We start from the raw sequence: 23,311 nt of genomic DNA on the forward strand, positions 1-23,311 counted from the left end.
CCTGAAACAAAAGAAACTTGAAACTAGAAAGCAAATGAAGGAGTTGGTAAACAAACTAAAGGGAGATAGGGTAATATGGTCGTTCGTGGCTTTATTGGCATTGTTTTCGTTTATGCCTGTTTTTAGTGCAAGTAGTAATTTGGCTTATATCGGTCATGGAACAGGAAATACTTTGGGATATTTGTTAAAACACTTGGCTCATATTTGTATTGGTTTCTTGATTATTTACTGGGTTCATAGAGTGCCTTATCATTATTTTAGAGCGATTTCAAAAATTGCATTGCCGATTGTTTGGTTTTTGTTGCTTTATACTTTGTTGAAAGGAACTGTAATTGCAGGAGCAAATGCGAGTCGTTGGATTCAAGTTCCTTTTATTGGAATTACGTTTCAGACATCAACTCTTGCGGCAATTGTTTTGTTCATTTATGTAGCGCGATATTTATCTAAAACCAAAGAAGAAAATGAACCTTTTCAGACTTCATTAATTCAACTTTGGATTCCGGTATTTATCACTTTAATATTGATTTTGCCAGCCAACTTTTCAACTACAGCGTTGATTTTTGCGATGGTTTTAATGCTTACGTTCATTGGAAAATATCCTTTAAAATATATCGGATTTATTATTGGTTCAGGAATTGCGATGCTGGCATTTTTCCTTTTGGTAGCTAAGGCTTTTCCGGATTCAAGATTTTTTAGTAGGGTTTCAACTTGGGAAAGTCGTATTACAAATTTTACCACAGACAAACCAGACGAAGATGATTATCAGATAGAAAAAGCAAAAATTGCAATTGCCTCTGGAAAACTTGGAGGATTAGGGCCAGGAAAAAGTGTTCAGAAAAACTTTTTGCCACAATCTTCTTCCGATTTTATTTATGCCATTATTGTGGAAGAATATGGTTTAGTTGGAGGGGTTTCAATTGTAATTCTGTATTTATTGCTTTTGTTCCGATTTGTAATTGCATCTCATAAAGCACCAACTTTATTTGGAAAATTAGTCGTTGTAGGTGTCGGATTTCCGATGATATTTCAAGCCATGATTAATATGGCTGTTGCGGTTGAATTACTGCCAGTAACAGGACAAACATTGCCATTAATAAGTAGCGGGGGAAGTTCGATCTGGATGACTTGTTTAGGACTTGGAATTATTATTAGTGTAACGAAAAAAGAAGAAGAAATCGCTGAAGAGAAACTCGAAAAAGAAAAACGAAAAGAGGCTTTACAGCGATTGATAGATAAAGAATTAGCAGAAGATGATGTAATTCCTCAAGAAATATATGATGAAGAGCCAGCTTATTCGATAGAAGACAATTCAAGAAATCCGATGAATGCGGTTTTGAATAAATAGTTAAAATATAAGAATTTTTTAAAAAGTTGTAATTTTTAGAAAGATGACAAAGTATAAATTCATACTTAGCGGAGGAGGAACAGGAGGGCATATCTATCCTGCGATTGCTATTGCAAATGAGTTGAAATTACAATTTCCTGATGCTGAATTTCTTTTTGTAGGTGCCAAAGATAAAATGGAAATGCAGAAAGTGCCTCAAGCAGGTTATGAAATAAAAGGTCTTTGGATTGCGGGTTTACAGCGAAAATTGACTTTGCAAAATTTAATGTTTCCGCTAAAACTGGCAAGTAGTTTATTGGAATCGAAAAGAATTATTAAAAAATTTAAACCAAATGTAGTAATCGGAACAGGTGGTTTTGCCAGCGGACCTTTATTGCAAGCGGCAGGAGCTGCAGGAATTCCAACTGTGGTGCAAGAGCAGAATTCTTTTCCTGGAATTACAAACAAATTGTTGAGTAAAAAGGCAAATGCAATTTGTGTGGCGTATCAAAATTTGGAACGCTTTTTTCCAAAAGAGAAAATTGTTTTAACTGGAAATCCAGTACGTCAGGATTTAATTGATATTGAAAGTAAACGTGACGAAGCAATTGCTTTTTACAATTTAGATCCGAATAAGAAAACGCTGTTGGTTCTTGGAGGAAGTTTAGGAGCGAGAAGAATCAATCAGTTAATTGAAAAAGAATTACAAAATTTTCTTTCTCAAGAGGTTCAGGTAATCTGGCAATGTGGGAAATTATATTTTGAAGAATATAAAAAATACAATCAACCAAATGTAAAAGTGGTTGATTTTATTGAAAGAATGGATTTTGTGTATGCGGCGTCTGATATAATTATTTCACGTGCAGGAGCTTCGTCAGTATCGGAATTGTGTATTGTTGGCAAACCAGTAATTTTTATTCCGTCACCGAATGTTGCTGAAGATCACCAAACTAAAAATGCACAGGCAATTGTTGATGCAAAAGGAGCGATTTTGTTGAAAGAATCTGAGCTTGAAGAGCAATTTAGCATTGTTTTTGAAGCGCTGCTGAAAGATTCGGGAAAACAGAAACAGTTAAGTGATAATATTAAAAAACTGGCAATGCCAAAAGCAACTCAGGCTATTGTAGCGGAGATTGTGAAGTTGATTAGATAAGGCTGTAAGCCATAGGCAATAAGCTTTAAGCTTTGAGCCTACTAAAAAGAAGACAAAGTTTAAAAGAATACAAAAGATTAAGTAATAAAGATAAAGGTTAGGGGCTTAATGCCTATAGCTTAATGCTTAAAGCGAATAAAAAATGAATTTAAATCAAATACAGAACGTTTATTTTATTGGTATCGGAGGAATCGGAATGAGTGCTCTGGCTCGTTATTTCAAATTTATTGGAAAACAAGTTTCAGGTTACGACAAAACGCCTTCAATGCTAACTAATGAATTGATTGAAAGTGGGATTGATATTCATTTTGAAGATGATATAAACTTGATTCCAAAAGATTATTATGTGGAGAACACGTTGGTAATTTATACGCCAGCGGTTCCAAAAACACATTCAGAATGGAATTATTTTATAGAAAGACATTACGAGGTTAAAAAGCGTGCTGAAGTTCTTGGAATTATTAGTAAAGATACTTTTTGTTTTGCAGTTGCAGGAACACATGGCAAAACAACAACGTCTAGTATTTTGGGACATATTTTGTTTCAAAGTGGTGCAGATGTAACGGCTTTTATTGGTGGAATTGTTGAAAATTATAATTCAAATTTAATTGGAAGTGGTAAAACAGTAACGGTTGTAGAAGCGGACGAATTTGATAGATCGTTTTTGCATTTACGTCCAGATATCGCCTGTGTAACTTCTATGGATGCCGATCACTTGGATATTTATGGAACAAGTGATGCGATTCAGGCTTCTTTTAGAGAATTTGCTTCCAAAGTTGAAGATAAAAATAATCTCTTCATTACAAAAGAATTGCCTCTAGAGGGAATTCAATGTGCTGTAAATGAAGATGCTGTATTCAAGGCTTTTAATGTTCGCATTGAAGATGGGGCTTATGTTTTTGATGTGCAAACGCCATCAGAAATTATGAAGGATTTGCGTTTTGGATTGCCTGGAAGACACAATTTGATGAATGGATTGATGGCTATTGCAATGGCTAAGACTTTCGGCACCCCGACCGATTCTATTGCAAAAGCCATTGCTTCATTCAACGGAATTAGAAGACGTTTTTCATATCAGATTAAGACTGAAAATTTAGTATATATTGATGATTACGCACATCATCCAACAGAAATCAATGCTGTTCATCAGGCGGTTAGGGAGTTATATCCAGGACGTAAAGTTTTGGCTATTTTTCAGCCGCATTTATTCAGCAGAACAAGAGATTTCGTTGACGGATTTGCAGAAAGCTTATCACAATTTGATGAAGTGTTTTTGATGGATATTTACCCTGCAAGAGAGCTTCCTATGGAAGGAGTTACTTCTGAGTGGCTTTTGGGTAAAATGACAAATACGAACAAAAAAATTGTTGCAAAAGAAGATTTATTAGGTGAAATCAAAGCCAGTGATGTACCTATTATTGTAACAATTGGAGCTGGTGATCTGGGAGAGATGGTTCCGTCAATTAAAAAGATTTTAAATGAAAGTATTTAATTGGGCAAACGTAAGATTAGTACTTATTTTCGGACTGGTTTTGTTTTTGTATTCTTTCGCACAACATCGAAATGGTGATCGAAAATTGAAAAAATCGATGGTTGTTTTTGTAGGAGAAAATACGCTTTTTGTGAAGCCGGAAACGGTTAATAAATTGTTGATAGAAAATAAAAGAGACGCTTCCAGTATTAGAAAAGATGAAGTAGATTTGAATAAGATAGAGAAAACCCTCGATACACAAGAGATGATTGAGAAGTCAAACGTTTTTGTAAGTATCGACGGAGTTCTAAAAGCAGTAGTAAAACAGAAGACGCCCATAGCAAGAGTTTATGACGGCGGCGCCTCTTTTTATATTGATTACGAGGGAAATAAAATGCCCTTGTCTGACAATTTCACTGCGAGAGTTCCTCTTGTTTCAGGGGCAATTAATGAAAAAAATAACGAAGATTTAGCAGCTTTATTTCGCACAATTTACGACGATGCGTTTTTGAGAAAAAACATCATTGCAATCGAAATTATGCCGAATGGAAGCTTAAAAATGTTTAATCGTAACTATGATTACTTCATAGATTTCGGAAGAACGATGAATGTTGATAAGAAATTTAGAAACTATAAAGCGTTTTTTCAAAAAGCAGTTTTAGATAGTACGTTATACAAATACAAAAAAATTGACCTTAGGTTTACGGAACAAGTAGTTTGCACTAAATAATAGAAAATGGAAAAAGATAATATTGCAGTAGGTCTAGATATTGGAACAACCAAAATCGTTGCCATGATTGGTAAGAAAAATGAGTATGGTAAGTTGGAGATTTTGGGCATTGGTAAATCCAAAAGTTTGGGTGTTGCCAGAGGAGTAGTAAACAACATTACGCAAACGATTCAATCGATTCAACAAGCGATAATCGAAGCGGAAAATAATTCAGGATACAAAATCAAAGATGTGGTTGTGGGTATTGCCGGACAACACATCAGAAGTATTCAGCATACAGATTACATCAGCAGAAATAATCCTGAAGAAGTAATTGGTGAAAATGATATTCAACTGTTAATTGATCAGGTAAATAAACTGGCGATGTTACCAGGAGAAGAAATTATCCACGTTTTACCTCAGGAATTTAAAATCGACGGACAGTCTGAAATTAAAGAGCCAATCGGAATGTATGGCGGAAGATTAGAATCTAGTTTTCACGTTGTAGTGGGGCAGGCTTCTTCAATCAGAAATGTTGGAAGATGTATTCAGAGTTCAGGAATTGAATTGTCTGGATTGACATTAGAGCCATTAGCTTCGGCAGATGCGGTTTTAAGTCAGGAAGAAAAAGAAGCTGGTGTGGCACTTATCGATATCGGTGGTGGAACAACAGATTTAGCTATTTTCAAAGATGGTATCATTCGTCATACCGCTGTAATTCCTTTCGGAGGAAATGTAATTACAGATGACATCAAAGAAGGATGTTCGATTATTGAAAAACAAGCTGAGCTTCTTAAAATCAAATTTGGATCTGCTTGGCCAGGTGAAAATAAAGACAATGAGATTGTTTCGATTCCAGGTTTAAGAGGAAGAGAGCCAAAAGAAATTTCGCTTAAAAACTTATCTAAAATTATCCATGCAAGAGTTGTGGAAATTGTAGAGCAGGTTTTTGCAGAAATAAAAGCTTACGGACACGAAGATCCTCGAAAAAAACTGATTGCTGGAATTGTATTAACCGGTGGTGGTGCGCAATTAAAGCACATCAAACAATTGGTGGAATACATTACAGGAATGGACACTAGAATTGGATATCCAAACGAGCATTTGGCTGGAAACTCAGGAGAAGAAATTTCTAGTCCATTATTTGCAACAGCGGTTGGATTGGTAATGAACAGTATCGAAAACAGTTCGCAAAGTGCTGTTAGGCTTGAATTGGTAAATGAACAGCCAAAAGTTGTTTATAAAAATGTTCCTCCGCCAGTGCAGCGATACGAAGTTGAAGAAAACTACGTTGAAAAAGTAGAGACTATTGAAGAAACTAGAGAGGCAGTATCTCAAAGAGCTTCAAGAGATGAATCTACTGAAACGAAAATAAGAAGATCATTTTTTGATCGATATGTCGACAAAATCAAAGAATTTTTAGACAACGCAGAATAATTAGAATAAAAGAAAAGGATTACTTTCTTGCCCCAAGTCAAGAAGTAAAAAATGTACTAAATAAGAATTTCAAAAACCAAAAAGATGATGAGCAACTCAGAATTTGGAAGTATTTCATTTGATTTACCAAAAAATCAATCAAATGTAATCAAAGTAATAGGTGTAGGTGGAGGCGGAAGTAACGCAATTAACCACATGTTTAAACAAGGTATTAAAGGCGTAGATTTTATCGTTTGTAATACCGATTCGCAAGCGCTTCAAAATAGTTCAGTACCAAATAAAATCCAGTTAGGAGTTAATTTAACTGAAGGATTAGGGGCAGGAGCAAACCCAGATGTAGGGCAACAGTCTGCTATTGAAAGTATTTCTGATATCGAAAAGATGTTGGATAGAAATACTAAGATGGTATTTATTACTGCTGGTATGGGTGGAGGTACCGGAACAGGTGCTGCGCCAGTAATTGCTCAATTAGCAAAAGAAAGAGAAATATTAACAGTTGGTATCGTGACGATTCCGTTTCAATTTGAAGGGAAAGTACGTCAGGAGCAGGCAATTATTGGAATTGAGAAATTGCGTAAGCAAGTCGATTCTTTAATTGTAATCAACAATAATAAATTAAGAGAAGTATACGGAAATCTAGGTTTTAAAGCTGGATTCTCTAAAGCGGATGAAGTTTTAGCAACAGCCTCTAGAGGTATTGCTGAAGTTATTACGCACCACTATACTCAAAATATCGATTTACGTGATGCAAAAACTGTTTTGTCGAACAGTGGAACTGCGATCATGGGATCTTCTGTGGCAGCAGGTGAAAACAGAGCGAAAGATGCTATTATCTCAGCTTTAGATTCTCCGTTGTTAAACGATAATAAAATTACAGGTGCCAAAAACGTATTGTTGCTTATCGTTTCTGGAACTAACGAGATTACTCTTGATGAAATCGGAGAAATCAACGATCACATTCAGGCTGAAGCAGGTTACAATGCTAATATTATCATGGGAGTTGGTGAAGACGAAACTCTTGGTGAAGCTATTGCTGTAACGATTATTGCTACAGGTTTTGATGTAGAACAACAAAACGAAATTGTAAATACAGAACCAAAGAAAATCATTCATACGTTAGAAGATGAGCAAAGAAGTGTTCATAATTTAACAAACAAGCCACTTACTTCTTTTGACTTAACTGTTGATACGCCAACAACAAAAGTAGAAGATAAAGTTGTTTTTGATTTAATTGACGACGACGAAACATTTACTCCAACTCCGGTTCAGGCTGTTGCTCCAGCAATAAACCAGGAAGAATTGGTTGTGATGTCTGAATTTATCAAAAATCTGGATGTAACTTTCGAAATTGTTTCACCAATTACAGATATTGATTTTACAATTTCTGCACCAGAAACACCAGTTTTACAACAAATACAGCAACAGCAGCCAGTGCAGCAGCAACAAGTATATCAACAACAACAACAACAACAACAACAACAACAACCGGTACAACAACAAAGAACCTTTGAAAGAGAAGAACAAACTACTTTTTCTTTTGATCTTCCTTTGTTCAAACAAGAGCCGGTTAGAAGAGAGCCAGTTGTTGAGGATAATAAAATTTTATTTGAATTGTCAAATGAAACCCGTGAGATTAAAGTAAAAGATCCAGTACAATTTGTGCCGGTTACAGAAGTTTCTGATAACGGAATTATCAAATATTCTCTTGAAGAATATATGGAAGTTGAAAATGATTTAATGGCTTCGAAACCAGTTGAAAAAGTGGTTGAAGATGTTATTCCTGAAGAATTAAACATTACTTTGAAACCAAGAGTTGATTTTGCTAGTCAGCCTGATTTCTCTACAACTTCAGAAGTTTCTCCATTAGAATTGACAATTGAAGAAACCCTTCGTTTAAGAGCTGAAGAAAGAAGAAAGAAACTAAAAGAATTTAACTATAAGTTCCATAACAATGTTTCAAGAATTGATGAGTTGGAAAAAGAACCAGCTTACAAAAGATTAGGAATTGATTTATCTAATTCACAATCGAATAATACAAATTCAAGAATCTCTGTTGGAACAGACAGTAATAATGATTTACAATTACGTTCTAATAATTCATTTTTGCACGATAACGTAGATTAATTTTAGAATCATAATATTGGGTAACCCGAAAATTGGATTTAATTTTCGGGTTATTTTTTTTATCTTCGCACAGAATTTCAAAATTTGACTTCCTAAATAGGTTTTTAAAGTGAATCTTGCAGTTAGTTCTGACGAAGTCGAGAACAAATTCCAAATGAATAAATCAATTAATAGGCATTGGCTTATTTTAAATAAAATATAAACATGAGTTTACAAACACAAATCATGGACGAAATCAAAACGGCCATGAAAGCAAAAGATACTGTAGCTTTAGAAGCATTAAGAGCTGTTAAATCAGAATTATTATTAGCTTCAACAGCTTCTGGATCTAAAGAAGATTTATCTGAAGACGAAGAAATTAAATTGCTTCAAAGATTGGTTAAAACGCGTAAAGAGAGCGCAAGAATCTTTACAGAGCAAACCCGTCCAGATTTAGCAGAACCAGAATTGGCTCAAGTTGCTGTAATCGAGAAGTTTTTACCAGCTCAATTAAGTGAAGAAGAAGTGGAAGCTGTAATCGCAAAAATCATTGCTGAAACAGGAGCTTCTGGAATTGCTTCAATGGGTAAAGTAATGGGATTAGCATCTGCTCAATTAGGCGGAACTGCTGAAGGAAAAACCATTTCTACTATTGTAAAGAAATTATTATCATAAATAATTTTAGTTTTAGAGTGTAGATTTTAGATTCTAATTGGCAATCTAAAATCTGCAATCTACAATCATAAATAAATTGACCGCGTAGTTCAACTGGATAGAATATCAGATTTCGGCTCTGAGGGTTGGGGGTTCGAACCCCTCCGCGGTCACTGTAAAAAAAAATGAAAGCCTGCAAATTGTATATTTTGCAGGCCTTTTTTTTGGTTTGAACACCATCATGAGCTCTAAATTATAAACAGAATATTTTTATTTTGGAAAATCGCTTTGAAACAAAATATTTTTCTAATACATCTTTAATTTTACCTTTTAAATTCGTTTACTTATTTTAAATATCAGTTAAAGAAACAACAAGTATGACAAAGGAAGAGTCTATAAAAGAGTATTACTTTAGAATCAATAGAAGTATAGATTATATTAAAGAAAACCTTCAGGAAGAACTTTCTTTAGAAAAATTGGCTGGTCTTTCTAACTTTTCAAAATTTCACTTTCATAGAATTTTTAAGTCTGTAACAGGAACAACAATCAATGAATTTATTAAAAAAGCAAAAATAGAAAGAGCTTTATTTTTCTTAATGAATAATCCATCAAAAACTATTAGTGAAATTGCAGCCGATTGTGGTTTTTTAAGTATTTCATCTTTTTCAAGAGCTTTCCGAGAAGCGAAAGATTTGACACCAAGTGAATGGCGTAAAAAATATAAAAATAGCAATATTGGTATAACTGATAGCAATATTGGAAAAATGCAGTTAAAAATCGAAGACTACCTTGCACTCAAATTAAACAATTTAAAAAAAAGTGAAATGAGTGAAATAGTAAGACTTGATTTCGAAATCAAAAAAATGGAGGAATTTAATGTTATTTATATTAGAAACCTCAATGTTCATAATCACGATAGTGAAACATTTGGTAAGATGTTTGAAAAGCTTTTTAGCTGGGCTGTTCCCAGAAATTTGGTTAATTTTCCTGAAACCAAAGCATTAACAGTGTATAGAAGTAATGCTAATTTATCTGGAATGCTTCAGGCAGATGTATGTTTGTCTGTTCCTGATAATATAATCGGAGAGGGAATAATTGGCAATACCAAAATAAGTGGTGGGTTATATGCTGTTTTTCATAAAGATGCCCCCATTTCTGAATGTTTTAAAACTTGGAAATATATTTATGAAGTTTGGTTTGAAGAAAACGGCTATCAGCCCGATAATAGGAATTTCTTTTTAAGTCATCTAAATGATCCTAAATCACATCCTGAAAATCATCACATAATAGATATTTATATACCAATAAAATTACTGTGATATATTCCAAAGTTTCAATAAAATAAAAACTAACTAAATTCAAATTTAATGAAACTGTCATTTATTGTCTCATTTTCTTTTACAGATAGTGGTTTACAATTTAATTTTAGAATAAAGTATTTCTAAAAAGATCAAGTAGGGGATTTGAAATTAAATTAAACATCATTTAAAATCTTTAAATCTTCAATTAAAAGGTTCGAATTCTGTACCGTCAAGGTCACTGTAAAAAATGAAAGCTTGCAAAGTGTATATTTTGCAGGCTTTTTTATGATTCTAAAATTTTTAAGATTTTTTTTCTTGCTTTACAGATATTAATATCTAAAGGGGATTTTGGTTCGAACTCCATCATGGCTTGTTAAGTTTTATTATTCTCTTTCAAATTCTAAGGTTAAGGTTTGACTAGCTACCTATTGCCCAAATCCATTGTACTAGCTATTAGTGTTAGTTTTTTTACCATTCTCGAGGAGCAATAAGTTCTTCTCCATCAGCATTGAATCCATATGCTTTAGATATAAAGTCAAAGTCTGCCCCAATCGATTCTCTAGCACCAGTTTCAATCTCGCTGCTATGCTCAAAGAATTCGTTTTGTAAATCATTAATTTTTATAGTTGCTTTATGTGTTAACTTATAAAGTTCGTCAAGATCTTTAGGGGATGTTTTTTCAATATCAACGCACAGTTCAATTAGAATTGTTTTCACTTTGTCAACGAGAAATTTTGGGAAATATGAATCAGCATACATATCTTTTAAATAAACATAATTTTTCATTTTCTCGTTTTTTAAATTTTTTTGGTTTACAATTGCGTTTTGGTTTTTCACTTGATGACCATTACAAGAAAACAAAATCAAAGAAATGATTACAATAAAATGTCCTTTCATCTTTATAAAATTAGTGCTAACATTCCGATACAATATATATCGGATTTGGTGTAAAATTAAGCCATTCTTCGGATTGCAAAATTATTTTAAAGCCAATTTCTATTAATCCTACTACACAAATCCATTGTAATAGTTGTTAGCTGTAGTTGTTTTTACAGTCAGTTTTGTATTTACTTTATTATTTCGTCAAGATGCGCTTTAATGTAACTAATCCTTAATTCTGCATAATGATCTAATTCATAAAATTTGTTGTCAAGAGAATCAAAATGGGGATTTCGGTCATCAGCATATAGCTCTCGGTCTCTTAAATAAATTTCTTTTGATTTAATTGCAAGTTCAAGAAATTCATTTGCCCCAAATTCGCTCAATCCACTAATTGCATCGTTAATATATTCGTTTTCATTGTTGAAGTAAAATTGGTCAAAACCACCATTAAAAACTTCATTATCAAGAATATTAGTTGATACGACTTGTCTTTGCATTTGATTAAGAGTTTTTCCCTCAAATTTGATAGTTAACAAATAGTCAGCTACTTCAAAGTCAAAATCGTCGTTAGATTGAGTTTTAAGTTTTTCTTTCAATTTTATCAAATCAATGCTCATATGTTTTTAATTTGCAATTACAGTTAACGTTCTTGTACTAGAGCGGTTTTGGACTAAATTATCCTATTCTTCGGATTTGTCAAATCATTCCAAATACAAACCCAATTTAGAATTTAGCATAAAGACCCAAATTGCTTGTAGCATGTGTTTTAGCCATTTTTTTATTCATTTATTTTATAGACTTCGTTTTTGTTCACCGTTTTGCTCCAAACAGAGAATGCTATTATATCTTCGTTATCACCCAATATTTTTCCTAGCATTTCAAAATCAGCAAAAGATAACTTTAGCGCTTTTTTGTCAGTTTCTTGGTAATGCCCTGTCAATACTAAATCAGAAACATTTCCATCATATCTTTTAGCGTTAATAACTTTCGAGTGTAATTCTACCTTGTTATCGAGTTCTCTAAATATGAGGCTTTTTTGGATCAAGTATCCGTTAAAGTTTCCACCTGCAATCCAATCAATATACGGTGCTGTTATTCCTTCAAAATATTCCAAATCGTATTTTATCCCAATCATATTTTTAAATCCTTTTAATTATTCTGAAATTAAAACAACTTCTCCGTTTTCATACTTGTGTGGATAGTCGTATGGTAATTTCCCATTAAGTCTAATACTCAAATCGTTGTGCTAGCTGTTAGCGATAGCTTTTTTTTCGTAGTTGGTCAATATGTTTTCTATTGTATTGTAAAATTCTCCCTTATCAAAATCCTTTGGCTTTCTTTTTAAGTCGTCATAATCGTTTATGCCCTCGAGTATTTTTGCTTTCAATAATTGATACTGTTGCTGTTCATCAAGATTTTTTATCTCCGAATAATCAAAGTGTTTTACTACAAGATAGTTTTTATATTTAGTTCCGTATCTTTTATAGTTCTCCGTTTTTTTCAAAAATGTTGCAAAGCCACCATCGAAGTCATAAAGTTCAAATCCAAAGTCTATGGTAGTAACAGATTTACCAAATGTTCTGCCAGCAATCTCATTATTTATAAAATCCTGAATTTCATTAAGATCAAAATGGATTTTGTCTTTATCTACTTCTGCTGTTTCTGTCCGTAAGAAATGAAAACGGGTGGTGTCAAAAAATTTGATGATAGCACGGTCTGTTTCAGTTTGATCTAATAACAAAGATTGGCTTATTAAATATTGTTTGTAGTCCGCATACAAATTTTCTGCATTAAAATCTTTTGGCAAAGGAACTCTTTGTTCTAAGTATTTCAATAGAATTAAAGACGCATTGAGAACTAACTTCAATTTTTCGTCATCAGTTGCTTGGTCAAAAAGCTGTTTGTCAATATGAGCAGACAATTTAGCTGAAGCGGCATATGCATTATCAATTTGTCGGCCAAAATTTATATTTGGCTCAACATAAATATCAAAACGAAAAAGTTGAATACCTAAACCATAATTTTTATCGGAAATAAAATCAAGAAATACATTTACAGCCTTTTGTTGAATTGCTTCAAATTCTTTTTCAAAAATATGCTGGTTGATTAAAAACCAACATTCATATTTCTTTGTATTGTCATTTTTCATTTTAGACTCTCGGTTCTGTTTATACTGTTGGTCATAGAGTTGCCATTAATTTCTATATACATCTGACATATCTTATATAAAGTGGTTATATCTGACAAATGACAATGAACTCTTATGTTCAAAAATAGGATTTTTATTTTGTAAACAATCAAAGGGGATTACGCTTCCTTTAAAATTTTAGTCTTTAAATAAATGTTCGAACTCTGTGCCGTCAAAGTCACTGAAGAATTGAAAGGCCTGAGAATATATACTCTCAGGCTTTTTATGTTTAATTGCTTAGAATTCGGGTTTCAATAATAAAAAAATATCCGATTCTCTTTTGGATGAGCCATTTGCCATCTTGCAAAACATAGGTGTCTTCATATTTAACGCTATAATCGGATAGAATATCTTTTCCATCATTTTCCCTAATCATTTTTAACTGTGAAAAGGAAATGCCCGTTGCGGTTTCTCCATCGATTTCTACCTGGTGCTGTCCATTTAGTGTAAAATATGTTTTTACTTCTGAAGCATGTTTATTAAAGTCTTTTTCCATGTTTTCTCTTCCAGAAACATCAGACACTAAAAAGTTATTCATATAAACTTTGTAATTTATATCTGCGGTAAATAGATTCATTACTTGAGCAATTTTTTTCTCGTCCCCTAATGAGGCGTAGTCATCAATCAAGGTTCTTAATTCTTCTTTGATTTTTAAAGTTTCTAATGTCATGATTTTTATATTTTTAAATTTATTAGAGCAAAATTATCTTATATTAGCTTACTTTTTATTAGTAGTTACTTAAAGGTTAGTAGCTTATAAAAATGAATATATGAAAAAGACAATAAAAGAAGAGGTTGATAATAAGGAGTTTACTGACGAATGTAATGCTGTTTTAATGGCTGTATCTGATGCTCTTTATGCAATTGGAGGCAAGTGGAAATTGATGATAATTATTGCTATGGCTAGAGGGAATAAACGCTTTACAGAAATTCAACGAAGAGTAAATGGTATTTCTGCCCGTGTACTTTCAAATGAATTGAAAGAATTGGAAATTAATGGTTTTATTATAAAGAAAGTCGCAGTAGGGTATCCTGTAAGTATTGAATATGAATTATTGCCATACAGTCAAACACTGAAAGAAGTTGTAGAAGCGATGACAAAATGGGGAATGCAGCATCGAGACAAAATTAGAAATGAAAGTCATCTGGAAATTTCGAAGAAGAAAGCGAAGTAAGAATTGTTATTTTATGAAAAGAGCCACTTATGTAAGTGGCTCTTTTTATTATCGAATTATTTTCAAATATGAGGTATAAACATTATCTCCAAGAGTATTGCATATAATATATATTTTTGTCTTTTTCGGTTAAAACGGATCGCGCAGATTTATCTCCGCAACGATAGCGCGGATTTGAAATTAAACATCATTTAAAACCTTTAAATCTTGAATTCTGTAGCATCAAGGACAATAATAAAAAGGTCTATTTCGCATTGAAATAGGCCTTTTTATGAATTATAAAATTCTGAAACCTATAGCTGTAATTTTATATCGTAAAATAAATGTCATAACCAGTATCTGTCTTTTTTAAGTTAACATTCAATTTCTTTCTTAATTCAGCAATTCCATTATCATCAAATTCATAATTGGTTTGATAGTAGTAATTGTATAGTATTCCTTTTTTGAGTTCGTTATTTCCTTTAGTTACCCTTAAGTGAAATTCAATATTGTTAATTTCTGTAATTAAATCATTATATTTTTTGATTGTATTTAGCTCTTCAGAATTTAATTTTACTTGTTCCTCATTAACGAGAAGAAGACTATTGTCTGATAAAATTTGAAATGTTTTTTCATCTGCCAATACAATACCGAAATCACATATGTTATAAGATAGCAGGTAGTATTTTTTTTGATTGTAATTTAATTCTGCAAGAATTTCGTTTAAGCTTTTTATGAATTCATCACTGTCTATGTAGTCACTAAATCTGCGTAATTTTATATTTTTTGATTTATCTTCAATGTTCAAAAATACAGAGTACTCCTCCTCAGTTTCTTCTACAGAAGAAAAAGAAAAATTAAATTTTTTATCTAATAAATTGAAGCTTTTAGTGTAAATTTCAAAATAATCTTTGCTCTCAAAAATGCAATCAGGTATATCGAAAAAATAGTGCGATTCATCCAGTATATCTTCTATTTTTTTCAGGCCATTATAATAGAATTTATCATTTCTGAGTTCAAGGTTATTTAGATTTAAGTAATGATCTATTTTGTTTTTTAAAATCACTGGTTTGTTATCTGCTGAATCTAAGTCAATTAAAATAAGATTATCCATGCCTTCTGCTACAAATAAAAATTTATAATTGTTATCAGTAGCAACAGGAATGATTTGAGTATAATGTATTACTGGATAAAAATAACGTTTTATGTGGTAATCAATTTCTTTTAGAATAAAGTAAGGGTTATTTAAATCTTCTCCAGTGCTATTATTGTAATTGATGACTTGAAATGGCCAGTAATTTGGTATTTCGAATTCAATTTCTTTATCGCCTTTCAATCGATATTCAAGCACTTTTTTGATACAATCGGGTATGATTCTTTTGTTTTTTTCTTCAAAAACAATCAGTTTTTTATACTTACTGGTTAAGAAAAGAATGATTTTTACAGACTTAGTCAGAATAACTAGCGTTCCGTAGAATAGTAAAAAAAGGGCAGAGTATTTCAAAAAAGCTGACGCCGTTGCGCTATCATTTGATTTATATAAGATAAGTCCCGAAATAAAAAGTAGCATGCCAATAAAAACATTAATGATGTTTTTTTTCATATCTGATTGTTCTTTTGTTTTTAAAATAAAGTAGGGGAAAATATAATGTTACGTGATTTTATCTCGTTGAATTGATAAAAATTTGTTCGTTTTACCGTTTCAAATATGTTGTTTTTTTGATCTAAATGCTTAAAGCTTAAAGCTATAGAAAGGGGTGTGAAAAATGAATATCTGTATGGGGTTACTAGAAAAAGCCCGAGAATTCAGATTCTCAGGCTTTTCTATTTTATCGAATGATCTTTAAATATGAAGTATAAACATTATCTCCAAGAGTAGTTCGCATATAATATACGTTTTCGTCTTTTTCGGTTAAATCAAACTGAATTAAACCTGCATCGCAATAATAATAAAGTAAGTTATCATCGGCAGGGAATTCAATGTTTGAAACAGGAAGTGTTGTTAGTTTTGTTTCGAATACAGTTTCACCATTAAAGTCTAGTTGAAAAAGTTTTTTCTTTTTAGTATAGCCCCAAATGTTATTAACTTCTTCAGTGATATATTCGATAGTATCATCTTTAAAATCTACTTTCCATAGCTGTGTTCCCGCTTTAGAATCAATAGCATATACAGAACTAGCTGGTGAACCTTGCGTGCCAATGAAGATTTTTTTGTCTTTGTATAAAATGCGTTCTTTTACATTGTTTTGGTTTTCGTCAAACTTAAATTGCCATAAAACATCTAGTTTGTCAGGACTTAAGGCATAAAGACTATTTTTTTCATTTGCGACAAATATATTTTCACCATCTGTTATCGGTTTTCCGGTTATGTTTTCCTCAAAAGTTTTTTGGCTCAATATTTTTCCTGTTTTTGCATCAAAACTATAAAGATTGGTTGCGCTTGGAAGAAAAACTTTTCCGTTTAAGAAAAGCGGCTGTATGTCATTTTGTGCCGAATCTAATTTGTAATTCCATACTAAACTGCCGTCTTTAGTATCAAGAGCGTAAAGATTACTACCCTGGTTTTGATTTTGAGCCGTTATAAATAATTTTCCATCATTTACAATTGGCGTTTGATCTTTAAGAACAATTTGATCTGTAATATTTCCCAATCTTGATTTCCAAAAAATATCTCCACTTTGATTGTCTATCGCGAAAATTTCTCCATTAATAAATGGAACATAAAGGACACCATTGCTCAGTGTTACTTTATTGGCACACATTTCGGTATAAGCATCTGTTGCTTTTACAGTCCAATTGATGGATTCTGTTTCTAAATCAAAGGAGAAAAGAGAACCGTCGTAATCGTAAATAAGAATCGATGTATCGTCTAATGAAACTTTTTTTATCGCACGTATAGCCTTATTCGTAACTATTTCAGCAGAAGTTAAACTGGAATTAGAAGTATTGGTTTTACCAGTTTTTGAGGTAGCTGGCGCCTGCCCAAACATACTGATAATGGTGAATACAAATAAAAGAGTTATTAGATTTTTTTTCATTTTTAAGATTTGGGTTTATTTTTTGCTTTGTTGATTCAACAACTAAGCCAAAGCTTAGCCCAAATATAATGAAAAAATATATTTGGGTCTTGAAGCAGTAACTTCAACAAATTGTCAAATCGAAATTAAAAAACAAAAAAGACTTGATAGGAAATGCTAGCCGAATTCAGTTTATTGTCTTTTTCTTAAAAAATAAAATACGACTAATAAACCAATAAGTATAATTTCAATCAAAATCCAGGGCTGTAAATCTTTTTTCAGAGCCTCTTCTGCAGTTTCACTTTTCTTTAGGTATAAAACATTTTTAAAGTCAGAAAATTGGATGATTCTAACATCTAATTTTAGAGGTTTTAAGTTATTGTGATCAATTTTTTGGAGATTTTCTTGTTGTGAAGGATGTAAATAAGAAAAGAAATCATATTCCTCTTCATCAAATAATGTAAAATATACCCGTTGTTTAGTATTGGTTCGACCTTCTACAGAAACAGATTTTCTTTTTGAATTGGAACTGTTCGAGCATTTTTCAATTCGTATGATTTTTTCTTTATAATCGCCTGAAAAATAAAAATATTGTTTAAATCCACTACCAATCAAGATAATAGGAAGAATAAAGATGTTTACAATGAGAAGTAGTAAATATATTTTATCAATAATAGTCTTTTTATTTTCCACTTCGTTTTATAAAGTTTTTAATCAAAATATAGATTGAAAACACAAAAACAACAATGTAAAGGACTGCCAGTTCTGGTTGTTCAAATTTAAAAGTTTCAAAGTCGAATTGTTTATATAATGTAACGCCCAAAATAATGGCAACAATACTGAAAGTAAATACGGGAGTGTTGTTTTTATTTTCCATGGTTTAAAAATTAAAAAATTACAATTTTTCCTGTTCATCAGTAATTAATCGAGAGACATTTTCATTCTTGAAATTTTCTCTAAACAAATGTATTAAAGGAACAGTTGGACTTTTTGGATATTTTTTTTCAAAACGATCAAATTCCAGAATGTTTTCCGGATAAATGTAAAGCTCGTTTGCTCTTTCTACAGTAGGCGTATTGTCCTGACCAAATAAATAATCTAATTGATAAAATTTGTATTGTTCTTTTACAGACGGAATTAGTTTGGAATTTGGATATTTCGTCATAAAATTTTCCCACGAAATTATTCTGTCGCCTAAATCTTTAAAACTTATAACAAGAGCTGCATCCGAAGAGTAAGTCATTTTGTTTTCTTCGCTGATCAGGTACAAATAATCTTTATAATCGCTCGTTACATAATCTTTGAAAATAGTATAGTAGAAGTCATTTTTAGTGGTAATTTCGACAATTCCTTCTCCAATTTCATCATAATTCAATTGATGCTTCACAAGCTCTTTTCCGAAGAGTTTCACTGCTTCTTTGTCTTTTTCGTCTTCATTGTAAAATTTTTCCAATAAAGTATTTTCCTTTTCCATTATCGCATGTAACAAACTGCTGTTTTCGCTGGAATATTTTTCATATAAAGCATCGGCTTCTTCGGCAGATAACGTTTTTAATTTTTGAATAACCTCTAATCTCTTTTTAGAAAACGATGCTAATAAAGCTTCTGAATCTGTTTCTGAATTTTGGGGTAAATTTTCAGTTGTAATACTGTCGTTCTTTATTTCTTTTTTATCTGATGAAGCTGGTTCTGTTTTTTTACAAGAAGAAAGTAAAACTCCAAAAATGATTATGGCTAAGATTTTTTTCATGAGTAAAATGGGTTTGTCCCGCTAATATATAAAATCTATTTTAGTCATAAAAAAAGGACAAAAAATAAAAAACTAATTGCCCTTTTAGAGTATTGTGTTTGAAAATAGGAGAAAATTCTATTTCGTATTTTCCAGAAAATTTTCAATATAGTTTACGACTAGTGGAATATTTTGATGCTGAGGGGCATGTCCAGTTTGTGGCAATATAATTAATTGTGATGTTGGAAGTTGTTTGGTCAACGGATACCAATTTTCTACAGCAAAACTAGTGTCGTGATCTCCAGAAATTATTAATATAGGAGTCTTTGTCGTTTTTAGTTTGTCTCGATAATTATCTTTGTCCTCAGCAGCATTTTCGCCTCCTCCAAAATACAGCTGAAAAATTTCCATAGTAGATGGAATTTTAGAAACATCAATTCTTTTGGCAATTCGCTCATGAGATGCTTTTGCGGCTTTTATACTTTCTTCAGATTCAGGTTCGAAGAAAAGAATAACCTCATCATTAAAATCATTTACGGGCTTCAGGGCATGATCCAGAAAAGATTGTTCCAATGGTACCACGCGTTTTCCTATTGGGCCGGTTCCCAGCAATACTGTATGCGTAACTAGATCAGGATATTGATGTATTGCAGCTTGTGTGACTAATCCGCCATAAGACCATCCCATAAAAATGGCTTTTTTGATTTTAAGGAAATCAGCCAGATCTTTTACATCTTTGGCAACTTCTTTGACATTGGTTGGAAGTTTTCCGGTCGAATAGCCAATTCCAGCGTAATCGAAAGTGATAACCTGATGTTTCTCTGCAAGCAAATCCAAAAATAAGGGATCCCAAGTGTCCAGTGTTCCTCTAAAACGATTAATTAAAATAATCGGATTTCCTTCGCCAATTGATCTGTATGCAATTTTTCGGTCTGTAAAATCTGCATATTTCGTTTCTGAATTGGTAGCGTCTGTTTTTGATGTGCCCATTTTTTTAAAGTTTTGGTTTTGAAACTATAAAATATGTAAGTTATTGATTTTTAGGATTGTAAATATACAAATAAAAAAATGCACAGTTCAAAAAACTGCGCATTTAAGATTTGAAATTTTACAAAAAATTATTTTAGTTGCTCATCAATTAGTTCACCTAAGTTCGTGTTAGAATTATCAGAGAACAAAATATTTCCATCTTTACTGATTAAGATACGAGTCGGAATTGACTGAATTTTATAACCATTTCCAACTTCAGTTTTAGAATCAAAAACTACATTAAAATTGTATTTTTTTTCAGTCATATAAGCGGTTACATTTTTTAAGACCTCATCTTCTTTCTTGTTTTCGAATGTATTTACAAACAAGAAAGTAACCTCTTTGTCTTTGTATTTATTAACTAATTCCTGCATTTTTGGAAAAGAAGCTTTACACGGACCACACCAAGTAGCCCAAAAATCAAGAATTACGACTTTACCTCTATAATCAGAAAGTTTGACGTCTTTTCCTTCTAGATTTTTTAGTGTAAAATCAAAAGCTGTCGCAGAACCAAATTTGTTTATAACGTCTTGAGATCTTGCCGCTTTCGCTTTTTGATCTGCTTTTTCTTTTATTATTTCATATTCTGCAAGAGGACGATTTTCAGCGATATAGATTTCTTTCAGTTTACACAAAAATCCTGCTGGCAGAACACCATCACTATTAATTTCGTCTTCAACATATTTTTTGACTTCGTCTCTGCTTTTTACTTTTTCGAGCATAACCAAATAACGTTCTTTACCACCAGCATCAAGTCCTCCAGCTTTTCTTACGCTGTCTTGATATTTAAAAGCCTCTTCATAATCTCCTTTTTTATACAGTAAAAGCGCGTAGGTGTCGGCAAACATATTAAATTGGTTCTGGTATTGGGCATAAAATTCTTCGTTGCTTTTTTTCTCCAAAATATCCAGAGATCTTTTAGAAACTTGGATTGCAAAATCAAGATCTTGTGTTGGAGTCTCGATACCTCCACCAGATAATTTCCAAGCTAGATTATTGTAAATATACTCTGGATCATACATGTTAGATTCTACAGCTATAGCTTTTTCTAAGTTTTTTTCACCTAAATAAATATCTACCAAGTTGTAATAAAGTCTAGACAAAGCTCCTTTTGATTGATCTTTAAATTTGGTTTTGCATGTATCAATAGACTTTAAAATATAGTCTTCTGTTTTGTTTGGATGACTAGCAAAGCGGGTAAGAAATTTATTTGTTGCCAACATTCCAGTTGGATATTTGGCTAGAATCTCTTTTTCTAATTTGTCTTTCTCTTCAGGCATTTTATTCATATCGTAAAGATTGAGCGCCATCATTAAATATTCTTCTGTATTTTTTTCAAGACATTTTGCAGCAAATGCTAAATTTTCTTCATTGTTTTTTCCCTGAGTGACATTGAATTTCTGATACAGATAACTCATATAAGCTTTGTCGCTTTTTAAAGACGGATATTTTTCAAACAACTTTTCGTAGGCCACAATTTGGTCTTCAGGTTTTGATGCTGTTTTGAGTTTGAAAACATAGTTCCCATAGCCTTTAATAACGATCTCATTGGCAAGTGTTTTGCTACGTTCGACTTCATTTTGGGTTTTGAGATAAACAATATAGCCTTGGTCATTATTAGTATCAATCATTTTTTGACCATTGATAATAACAACCAGCAGAGTTCGTGCAGAGTCAGCAACTTTTGTTGTAAACTCGTAGTTTTTTCCTTTTTTTACTAATTTTTTAAAAGTAGAATTGTCTTCAGACGGAAGGGTAGTTATAAAATTAGCTTTATAATTTTCTTCAATAATCAATCCTTTTGGAGGTTCGTAAACATACGTGTTTTCGGCGCCCACTTTAAATTTAGAGTTTTTGAGATAGATTTTTCCGTTTTGAGAAAATAAACTATTAACAACGGTCAAGAATAACAAAATGTAGATTTTTTTCATCTTTTTGTGGATTTTTATTTGCTTTTTTCTTAATTGTTTAGCGAATAGTAAAATTAGAGATTATACAATCAGTTGTTTTTTTATTAAGAAAATATTAGCAAAAAAAACAAACAAGAGCTTTGAAAAAATAGCAATGTTTTCTAACAAGACGAGATAGGATGTTTCATCTCGCTTGTTTTTTCAGCTTTCATTTTTAATCTTATTTTTTAGAAAACAAATTTTCTACAACCCAGGCTGGGCCAATTAATAAGAATTGAAGATCTTTTAAGAAAGAGGGTTTTTTACCTTCAATATTATGACCATAAAATTGTCCAATCCAGGCAATGACAAAAACACCGATAGAGAATATCCACAACGGAACAAGTTGTCCGATATAATAATTGATGACTAAACAAATTCCCGAAAACAAAGCAATTTTTATTGCCATTGCAATCGATAAACGGATGTAGAAAACAAGAACAAAAAGCAAAACTACAAAAGCCCAATTTTCGATAATAGGCAGATTTAGTTTTAGAGTATTGGAGATAATTCCGCTCGGAATACTCATTAATAATCCTACGATCGAAAAGAAGATGGCAGGGACACAAATATAATGTATGGCTTTATTGGTCGGATTTTGGTGACTTACGGCATATTCTGTAAACCATTGTTCTAATGTTCTCATTTTTGTGGTTTTAAGGTTAGATGCGTAAATCTAATGAAATTTCTTTTAGCTTTTACCGTGCTGAATTTTCATGATTTCATCAACTATTGAAACCGCTTTTTCAAAAGATATTCCATTTTCTTGATCTAGTGTTAGCGGATGATTTTCTTCGATCATTTTAATTTCCGGAATCAATCCTAATCCTTGTTCAATGGCAATTGTTTTAAGAGATAAAGTTTTGCCATAAGTAGGAACATCGGTCTGCATCCATCCAAAATAAGGCTCCTGATTAATTCTGTTTGGATCTTCCCATAAATCCATTCGAAGGCAAAAGTTATCTTCACTTATGGTAGTCCAGACATTAAAAACCAAATCTTCATGATAATTGACTATCGGAATAGTTAATCTTCCTCTATGAAAAAAATGTTCTTCATCTACATAACACCAACTCCCGCCATATTCAATTCTTTTTTCTCTTTCTTCTGGCGGAATAGCAAAATAATAGGCAGGAAATTCATTGCCGAAACACAAAGGCATTTCGTCGAAAGTTTCGTCACAGCAGGAACATTTGTAAGTATACATTTTG

23 protein-coding genes and 1 tRNA gene are annotated in these 23,311 nt (G+C 32.1%); 10 read left to right on the forward strand and 14 right to left on the reverse strand.

Annotated elements, in window-relative coordinates; all coding sequences use genetic code 11:
- The first annotated feature begins 34 nt into the window (after positions 1–34).
- The 9 genes from NQQ59_RS22110 (at position 35) to NQQ59_RS22150 (ending at position 10,170) form a co-directional block, all read left to right on the forward strand.
- The gene (locus NQQ59_RS22110; RefSeq protein ID WP_144215328.1) at positions 35–1,345 is read left to right on the forward strand and encodes an FtsW/RodA/SpoVE family cell cycle protein; all 1,311 of its coding nucleotides are present in this window, start codon (positions 35–37) and stop codon (positions 1,343–1,345) included.
- Between the two features lie 43 nt (positions 1,346–1,388).
- A complete protein-coding gene (murG, locus tag NQQ59_RS22115) occupies positions 1,389–2,477 on the forward strand; it encodes an undecaprenyldiphospho-muramoylpentapeptide beta-N-acetylglucosaminyltransferase (RefSeq protein WP_144215327.1) in 1,089 nt (362 codons plus the stop codon).
- A gap of 142 nt (positions 2,478–2,619) precedes the next feature.
- Positions 2,620–3,969 carry a UDP-N-acetylmuramate--L-alanine ligase gene (gene murC / locus NQQ59_RS22120; RefSeq protein ID WP_144215326.1) on the forward strand — a complete coding sequence of 450 codons (1,350 nt, stop codon included), beginning with the start codon at positions 2,620–2,622 and terminating at the stop codon, positions 3,967–3,969.
- Complete coding sequence (locus NQQ59_RS22125) at positions 3,956–4,678, forward strand: cell division protein FtsQ/DivIB (RefSeq protein ID WP_144215325.1); 723 nt, start codon at positions 3,956–3,958, stop codon at positions 4,676–4,678. Before murC ends, NQQ59_RS22125 begins: the two co-directional genes overlap by 14 nt.
- Before the next feature lie 6 nt (positions 4,679–4,684).
- Entirely contained in the window at positions 4,685–6,094 is a 1,410-nt protein-coding gene (ftsA, locus tag NQQ59_RS22130; RefSeq protein ID WP_144215324.1) for a cell division protein FtsA, read from the forward strand.
- 84 nt (positions 6,095–6,178) lie between these two features.
- Positions 6,179–8,218, forward strand: coding sequence for a cell division protein FtsZ (gene ftsZ, locus NQQ59_RS22135; RefSeq protein WP_144215323.1), 2,040 nt, complete (start codon positions 6,179–6,181; stop codon positions 8,216–8,218).
- A 204-nt stretch (positions 8,219–8,422) separates the two neighbouring features.
- Complete coding sequence (locus NQQ59_RS22140; RefSeq protein WP_144215322.1) at positions 8,423–8,872, forward strand: GatB/YqeY domain-containing protein; 450 nt, start codon at positions 8,423–8,425, stop codon at positions 8,870–8,872.
- A gap of 78 nt (positions 8,873–8,950) precedes the next feature.
- Positions 8,951–9,024, forward strand: a tRNA-Arg gene (locus NQQ59_RS22145).
- Positions 9,025–9,228: 204 nt separating this feature from the next.
- Positions 9,229–10,170 carry an AraC family transcriptional regulator gene (locus NQQ59_RS22150; protein ID WP_144215307.1) on the forward strand — a complete coding sequence of 314 codons (942 nt, stop codon included), beginning with the start codon at positions 9,229–9,231 and terminating at the stop codon, positions 10,168–10,170.
- A 450-nt stretch (positions 10,171–10,620) separates the two neighbouring features.
- Here NQQ59_RS22150 and NQQ59_RS22155 read toward each other — a convergent pair whose 3' ends face one another.
- The 5 genes from NQQ59_RS22155 to NQQ59_RS22175 all read right to left on the reverse strand — a co-directional run bounded on the left by NQQ59_RS22155 (position 10,621) and on the right by NQQ59_RS22175 (position 13,892).
- Positions 10,621–11,049: a DUF5713 family protein gene (locus NQQ59_RS22155; protein ID WP_222104882.1), complete on the reverse strand. Its 429-nt coding sequence runs from the start codon at positions 11,047–11,049 to the stop codon at positions 10,621–10,623.
- 170 nt (positions 11,050–11,219) lie between these two features.
- Positions 11,220–11,651: a DMP19 family protein gene (locus NQQ59_RS22160; protein WP_144215306.1), complete on the reverse strand. Its 432-nt coding sequence runs from the start codon at positions 11,649–11,651 to the stop codon at positions 11,220–11,222.
- Positions 11,652–11,812: 161 nt separating this feature from the next.
- The gene (locus tag NQQ59_RS22165; protein ID WP_144215305.1) at positions 11,813–12,169 is read right to left on the reverse strand and encodes a hypothetical protein; all 357 of its coding nucleotides are present in this window, start codon (positions 12,167–12,169) and stop codon (positions 11,813–11,815) included.
- 111 nt (positions 12,170–12,280) lie between these two features.
- Positions 12,281–13,183, reverse strand: coding sequence for a hypothetical protein (locus tag NQQ59_RS22170; protein WP_144215304.1), 903 nt, complete (start codon positions 13,181–13,183; stop codon positions 12,281–12,283).
- A 268-nt stretch (positions 13,184–13,451) separates the two neighbouring features.
- On the reverse strand, positions 13,452–13,892 hold the full coding sequence (locus NQQ59_RS22175; RefSeq protein WP_144215303.1) for a nuclear transport factor 2 family protein: 441 nt from the start codon (positions 13,890–13,892) through the stop codon (positions 13,452–13,454).
- A gap of 100 nt (positions 13,893–13,992) precedes the next feature.
- Here NQQ59_RS22175 and NQQ59_RS22180 point away from each other — a divergent pair, with 100 nt between their 5' ends.
- On the forward strand, positions 13,993–14,397 hold the full coding sequence (locus NQQ59_RS22180; RefSeq protein WP_144215302.1) for a winged helix-turn-helix transcriptional regulator: 405 nt from the start codon (positions 13,993–13,995) through the stop codon (positions 14,395–14,397).
- A gap of 307 nt (positions 14,398–14,704) precedes the next feature.
- Here the strand turns inward: NQQ59_RS22180 and NQQ59_RS22185 are convergent, their stop codons facing one another.
- From NQQ59_RS22185 to NQQ59_RS22225, 9 genes are all read right to left on the reverse strand, one after another.
- Positions 14,705–15,979: a hypothetical protein gene (locus NQQ59_RS22185; RefSeq protein ID WP_144215301.1), complete on the reverse strand. Its 1,275-nt coding sequence runs from the start codon at positions 15,977–15,979 to the stop codon at positions 14,705–14,707.
- 226 nt (positions 15,980–16,205) lie between these two features.
- Positions 16,206–17,414, reverse strand: coding sequence for an outer membrane protein assembly factor BamB family protein (locus NQQ59_RS22190; RefSeq protein WP_144215300.1), 1,209 nt, complete (start codon positions 17,412–17,414; stop codon positions 16,206–16,208).
- A gap of 171 nt (positions 17,415–17,585) precedes the next feature.
- A complete protein-coding gene (locus NQQ59_RS22195; RefSeq protein ID WP_144215299.1) occupies positions 17,586–18,086 on the reverse strand; it encodes a hypothetical protein in 501 nt (166 codons plus the stop codon).
- A complete protein-coding gene (locus tag NQQ59_RS22200) occupies positions 18,076–18,270 on the reverse strand; it encodes a hypothetical protein (protein WP_144215298.1) in 195 nt (64 codons plus the stop codon). Before NQQ59_RS22200 ends, NQQ59_RS22195 begins: the two co-directional genes overlap by 11 nt.
- An 18-nt stretch (positions 18,271–18,288) precedes the next feature.
- Positions 18,289–19,143 (reverse strand): hypothetical protein, encoded by an 855-nt coding sequence (locus tag NQQ59_RS22205; RefSeq protein WP_144215297.1) that lies wholly within the window; start codon positions 19,141–19,143, stop codon positions 18,289–18,291.
- Positions 19,144–19,260: 117 nt separating this feature from the next.
- A complete protein-coding gene (locus NQQ59_RS22210) occupies positions 19,261–20,112 on the reverse strand; it encodes an alpha/beta fold hydrolase (protein ID WP_144215296.1) in 852 nt (283 codons plus the stop codon).
- Between the two features lie 128 nt (positions 20,113–20,240).
- Positions 20,241–22,082: a TlpA disulfide reductase family protein gene (locus tag NQQ59_RS22215; protein WP_144215295.1), complete on the reverse strand. Its 1,842-nt coding sequence runs from the start codon at positions 22,080–22,082 to the stop codon at positions 20,241–20,243.
- 199 nt (positions 22,083–22,281) lie between these two features.
- Positions 22,282–22,746 (reverse strand): Mpo1 family 2-hydroxy fatty acid dioxygenase, encoded by a 465-nt coding sequence (locus tag NQQ59_RS22220; RefSeq protein WP_144215294.1) that lies wholly within the window; start codon positions 22,744–22,746, stop codon positions 22,282–22,284.
- A gap of 45 nt (positions 22,747–22,791) precedes the next feature.
- Positions 22,792–23,307, reverse strand: a complete 516-nt coding sequence (locus NQQ59_RS22225) for a DUF2199 domain-containing protein (RefSeq protein ID WP_186296585.1) — start codon at positions 23,305–23,307, stop codon at positions 22,792–22,794.
- Between the last annotated feature and the right edge of the window lie 4 nt (positions 23,308–23,311).

Origin of the sequence: Flavobacterium panacis (assembly GCF_024649945.1) — a bacterium.
Taxonomy (GTDB): domain Bacteria; phylum Bacteroidota; class Bacteroidia; order Flavobacteriales; family Flavobacteriaceae; genus Flavobacterium; species Flavobacterium panacis.

Excerpts from the sequence above, each read along its gene's own strand:
- NQQ59_RS22110 (WP_144215328.1), top strand. The coding sequence starts at position 35 with ATGAAGGAGTTGGTAAACAAACTAAAGGGAGATAGGGTAATATGGTCG.
- murG (WP_144215327.1), top strand. The coding sequence starts at position 1,389 with ATGACAAAGTATAAATTCATACTTAGCGGAGGAGGAACAGGAGGGCAT.
- murC (WP_144215326.1), top strand. The coding sequence starts at position 2,620 with ATGAATTTAAATCAAATACAGAACGTTTATTTTATTGGTATCGGAGGA.
- NQQ59_RS22125 (WP_144215325.1), top strand. The coding sequence starts at position 3,956 with ATGAAAGTATTTAATTGGGCAAACGTAAGATTAGTACTTATTTTCGGA.
- ftsA (WP_144215324.1), top strand. The coding sequence starts at position 4,685 with ATGGAAAAAGATAATATTGCAGTAGGTCTAGATATTGGAACAACCAAA.
- ftsZ (WP_144215323.1), top strand. The coding sequence starts at position 6,179 with ATGATGAGCAACTCAGAATTTGGAAGTATTTCATTTGATTTACCAAAA.
- NQQ59_RS22140 (WP_144215322.1), top strand. The coding sequence starts at position 8,423 with ATGAGTTTACAAACACAAATCATGGACGAAATCAAAACGGCCATGAAA.
- NQQ59_RS22150 (WP_144215307.1), top strand. The coding sequence starts at position 9,229 with ATGACAAAGGAAGAGTCTATAAAAGAGTATTACTTTAGAATCAATAGA.
- NQQ59_RS22155 (WP_222104882.1), bottom strand. The coding sequence starts at position 11,049 with ATGAAAGGACATTTTATTGTAATCATTTCTTTGATTTTGTTTTCTTGT.
- NQQ59_RS22160 (WP_144215306.1), bottom strand. The coding sequence starts at position 11,651 with ATGAGCATTGATTTGATAAAATTGAAAGAAAAACTTAAAACTCAATCT.
- NQQ59_RS22165 (WP_144215305.1), bottom strand. The coding sequence starts at position 12,169 with ATGATTGGGATAAAATACGATTTGGAATATTTTGAAGGAATAACAGCA.
- NQQ59_RS22170 (WP_144215304.1), bottom strand. The coding sequence starts at position 13,183 with ATGAAAAATGACAATACAAAGAAATATGAATGTTGGTTTTTAATCAAC.
- NQQ59_RS22175 (WP_144215303.1), bottom strand. The coding sequence starts at position 13,892 with ATGACATTAGAAACTTTAAAAATCAAAGAAGAATTAAGAACCTTGATT.
- NQQ59_RS22180 (WP_144215302.1), top strand. The coding sequence starts at position 13,993 with ATGAAAAAGACAATAAAAGAAGAGGTTGATAATAAGGAGTTTACTGAC.
- NQQ59_RS22185 (WP_144215301.1), bottom strand. The coding sequence starts at position 15,979 with ATGAAAAAAAACATCATTAATGTTTTTATTGGCATGCTACTTTTTATT.
- NQQ59_RS22190 (WP_144215300.1), bottom strand. The coding sequence starts at position 17,414 with ATGAAAAAAAATCTAATAACTCTTTTATTTGTATTCACCATTATCAGT.
- NQQ59_RS22200 (WP_144215298.1), bottom strand. The coding sequence starts at position 18,270 with ATGGAAAATAAAAACAACACTCCCGTATTTACTTTCAGTATTGTTGCC.
- NQQ59_RS22205 (WP_144215297.1), bottom strand. The coding sequence starts at position 19,143 with ATGAAAAAAATCTTAGCCATAATCATTTTTGGAGTTTTACTTTCTTCT.
- NQQ59_RS22210 (WP_144215296.1), bottom strand. The coding sequence starts at position 20,112 with ATGGGCACATCAAAAACAGACGCTACCAATTCAGAAACGAAATATGCA.
- NQQ59_RS22215 (WP_144215295.1), bottom strand. The coding sequence starts at position 22,082 with ATGAAAAAAATCTACATTTTGTTATTCTTGACCGTTGTTAATAGTTTA.
- NQQ59_RS22220 (WP_144215294.1), bottom strand. The coding sequence starts at position 22,746 with ATGAGAACATTAGAACAATGGTTTACAGAATATGCCGTAAGTCACCAA.
- NQQ59_RS22225 (WP_186296585.1), bottom strand. The coding sequence starts at position 23,307 with ATGTATACTTACAAATGTTCCTGCTGTGACGAAACTTTCGACGAAATG.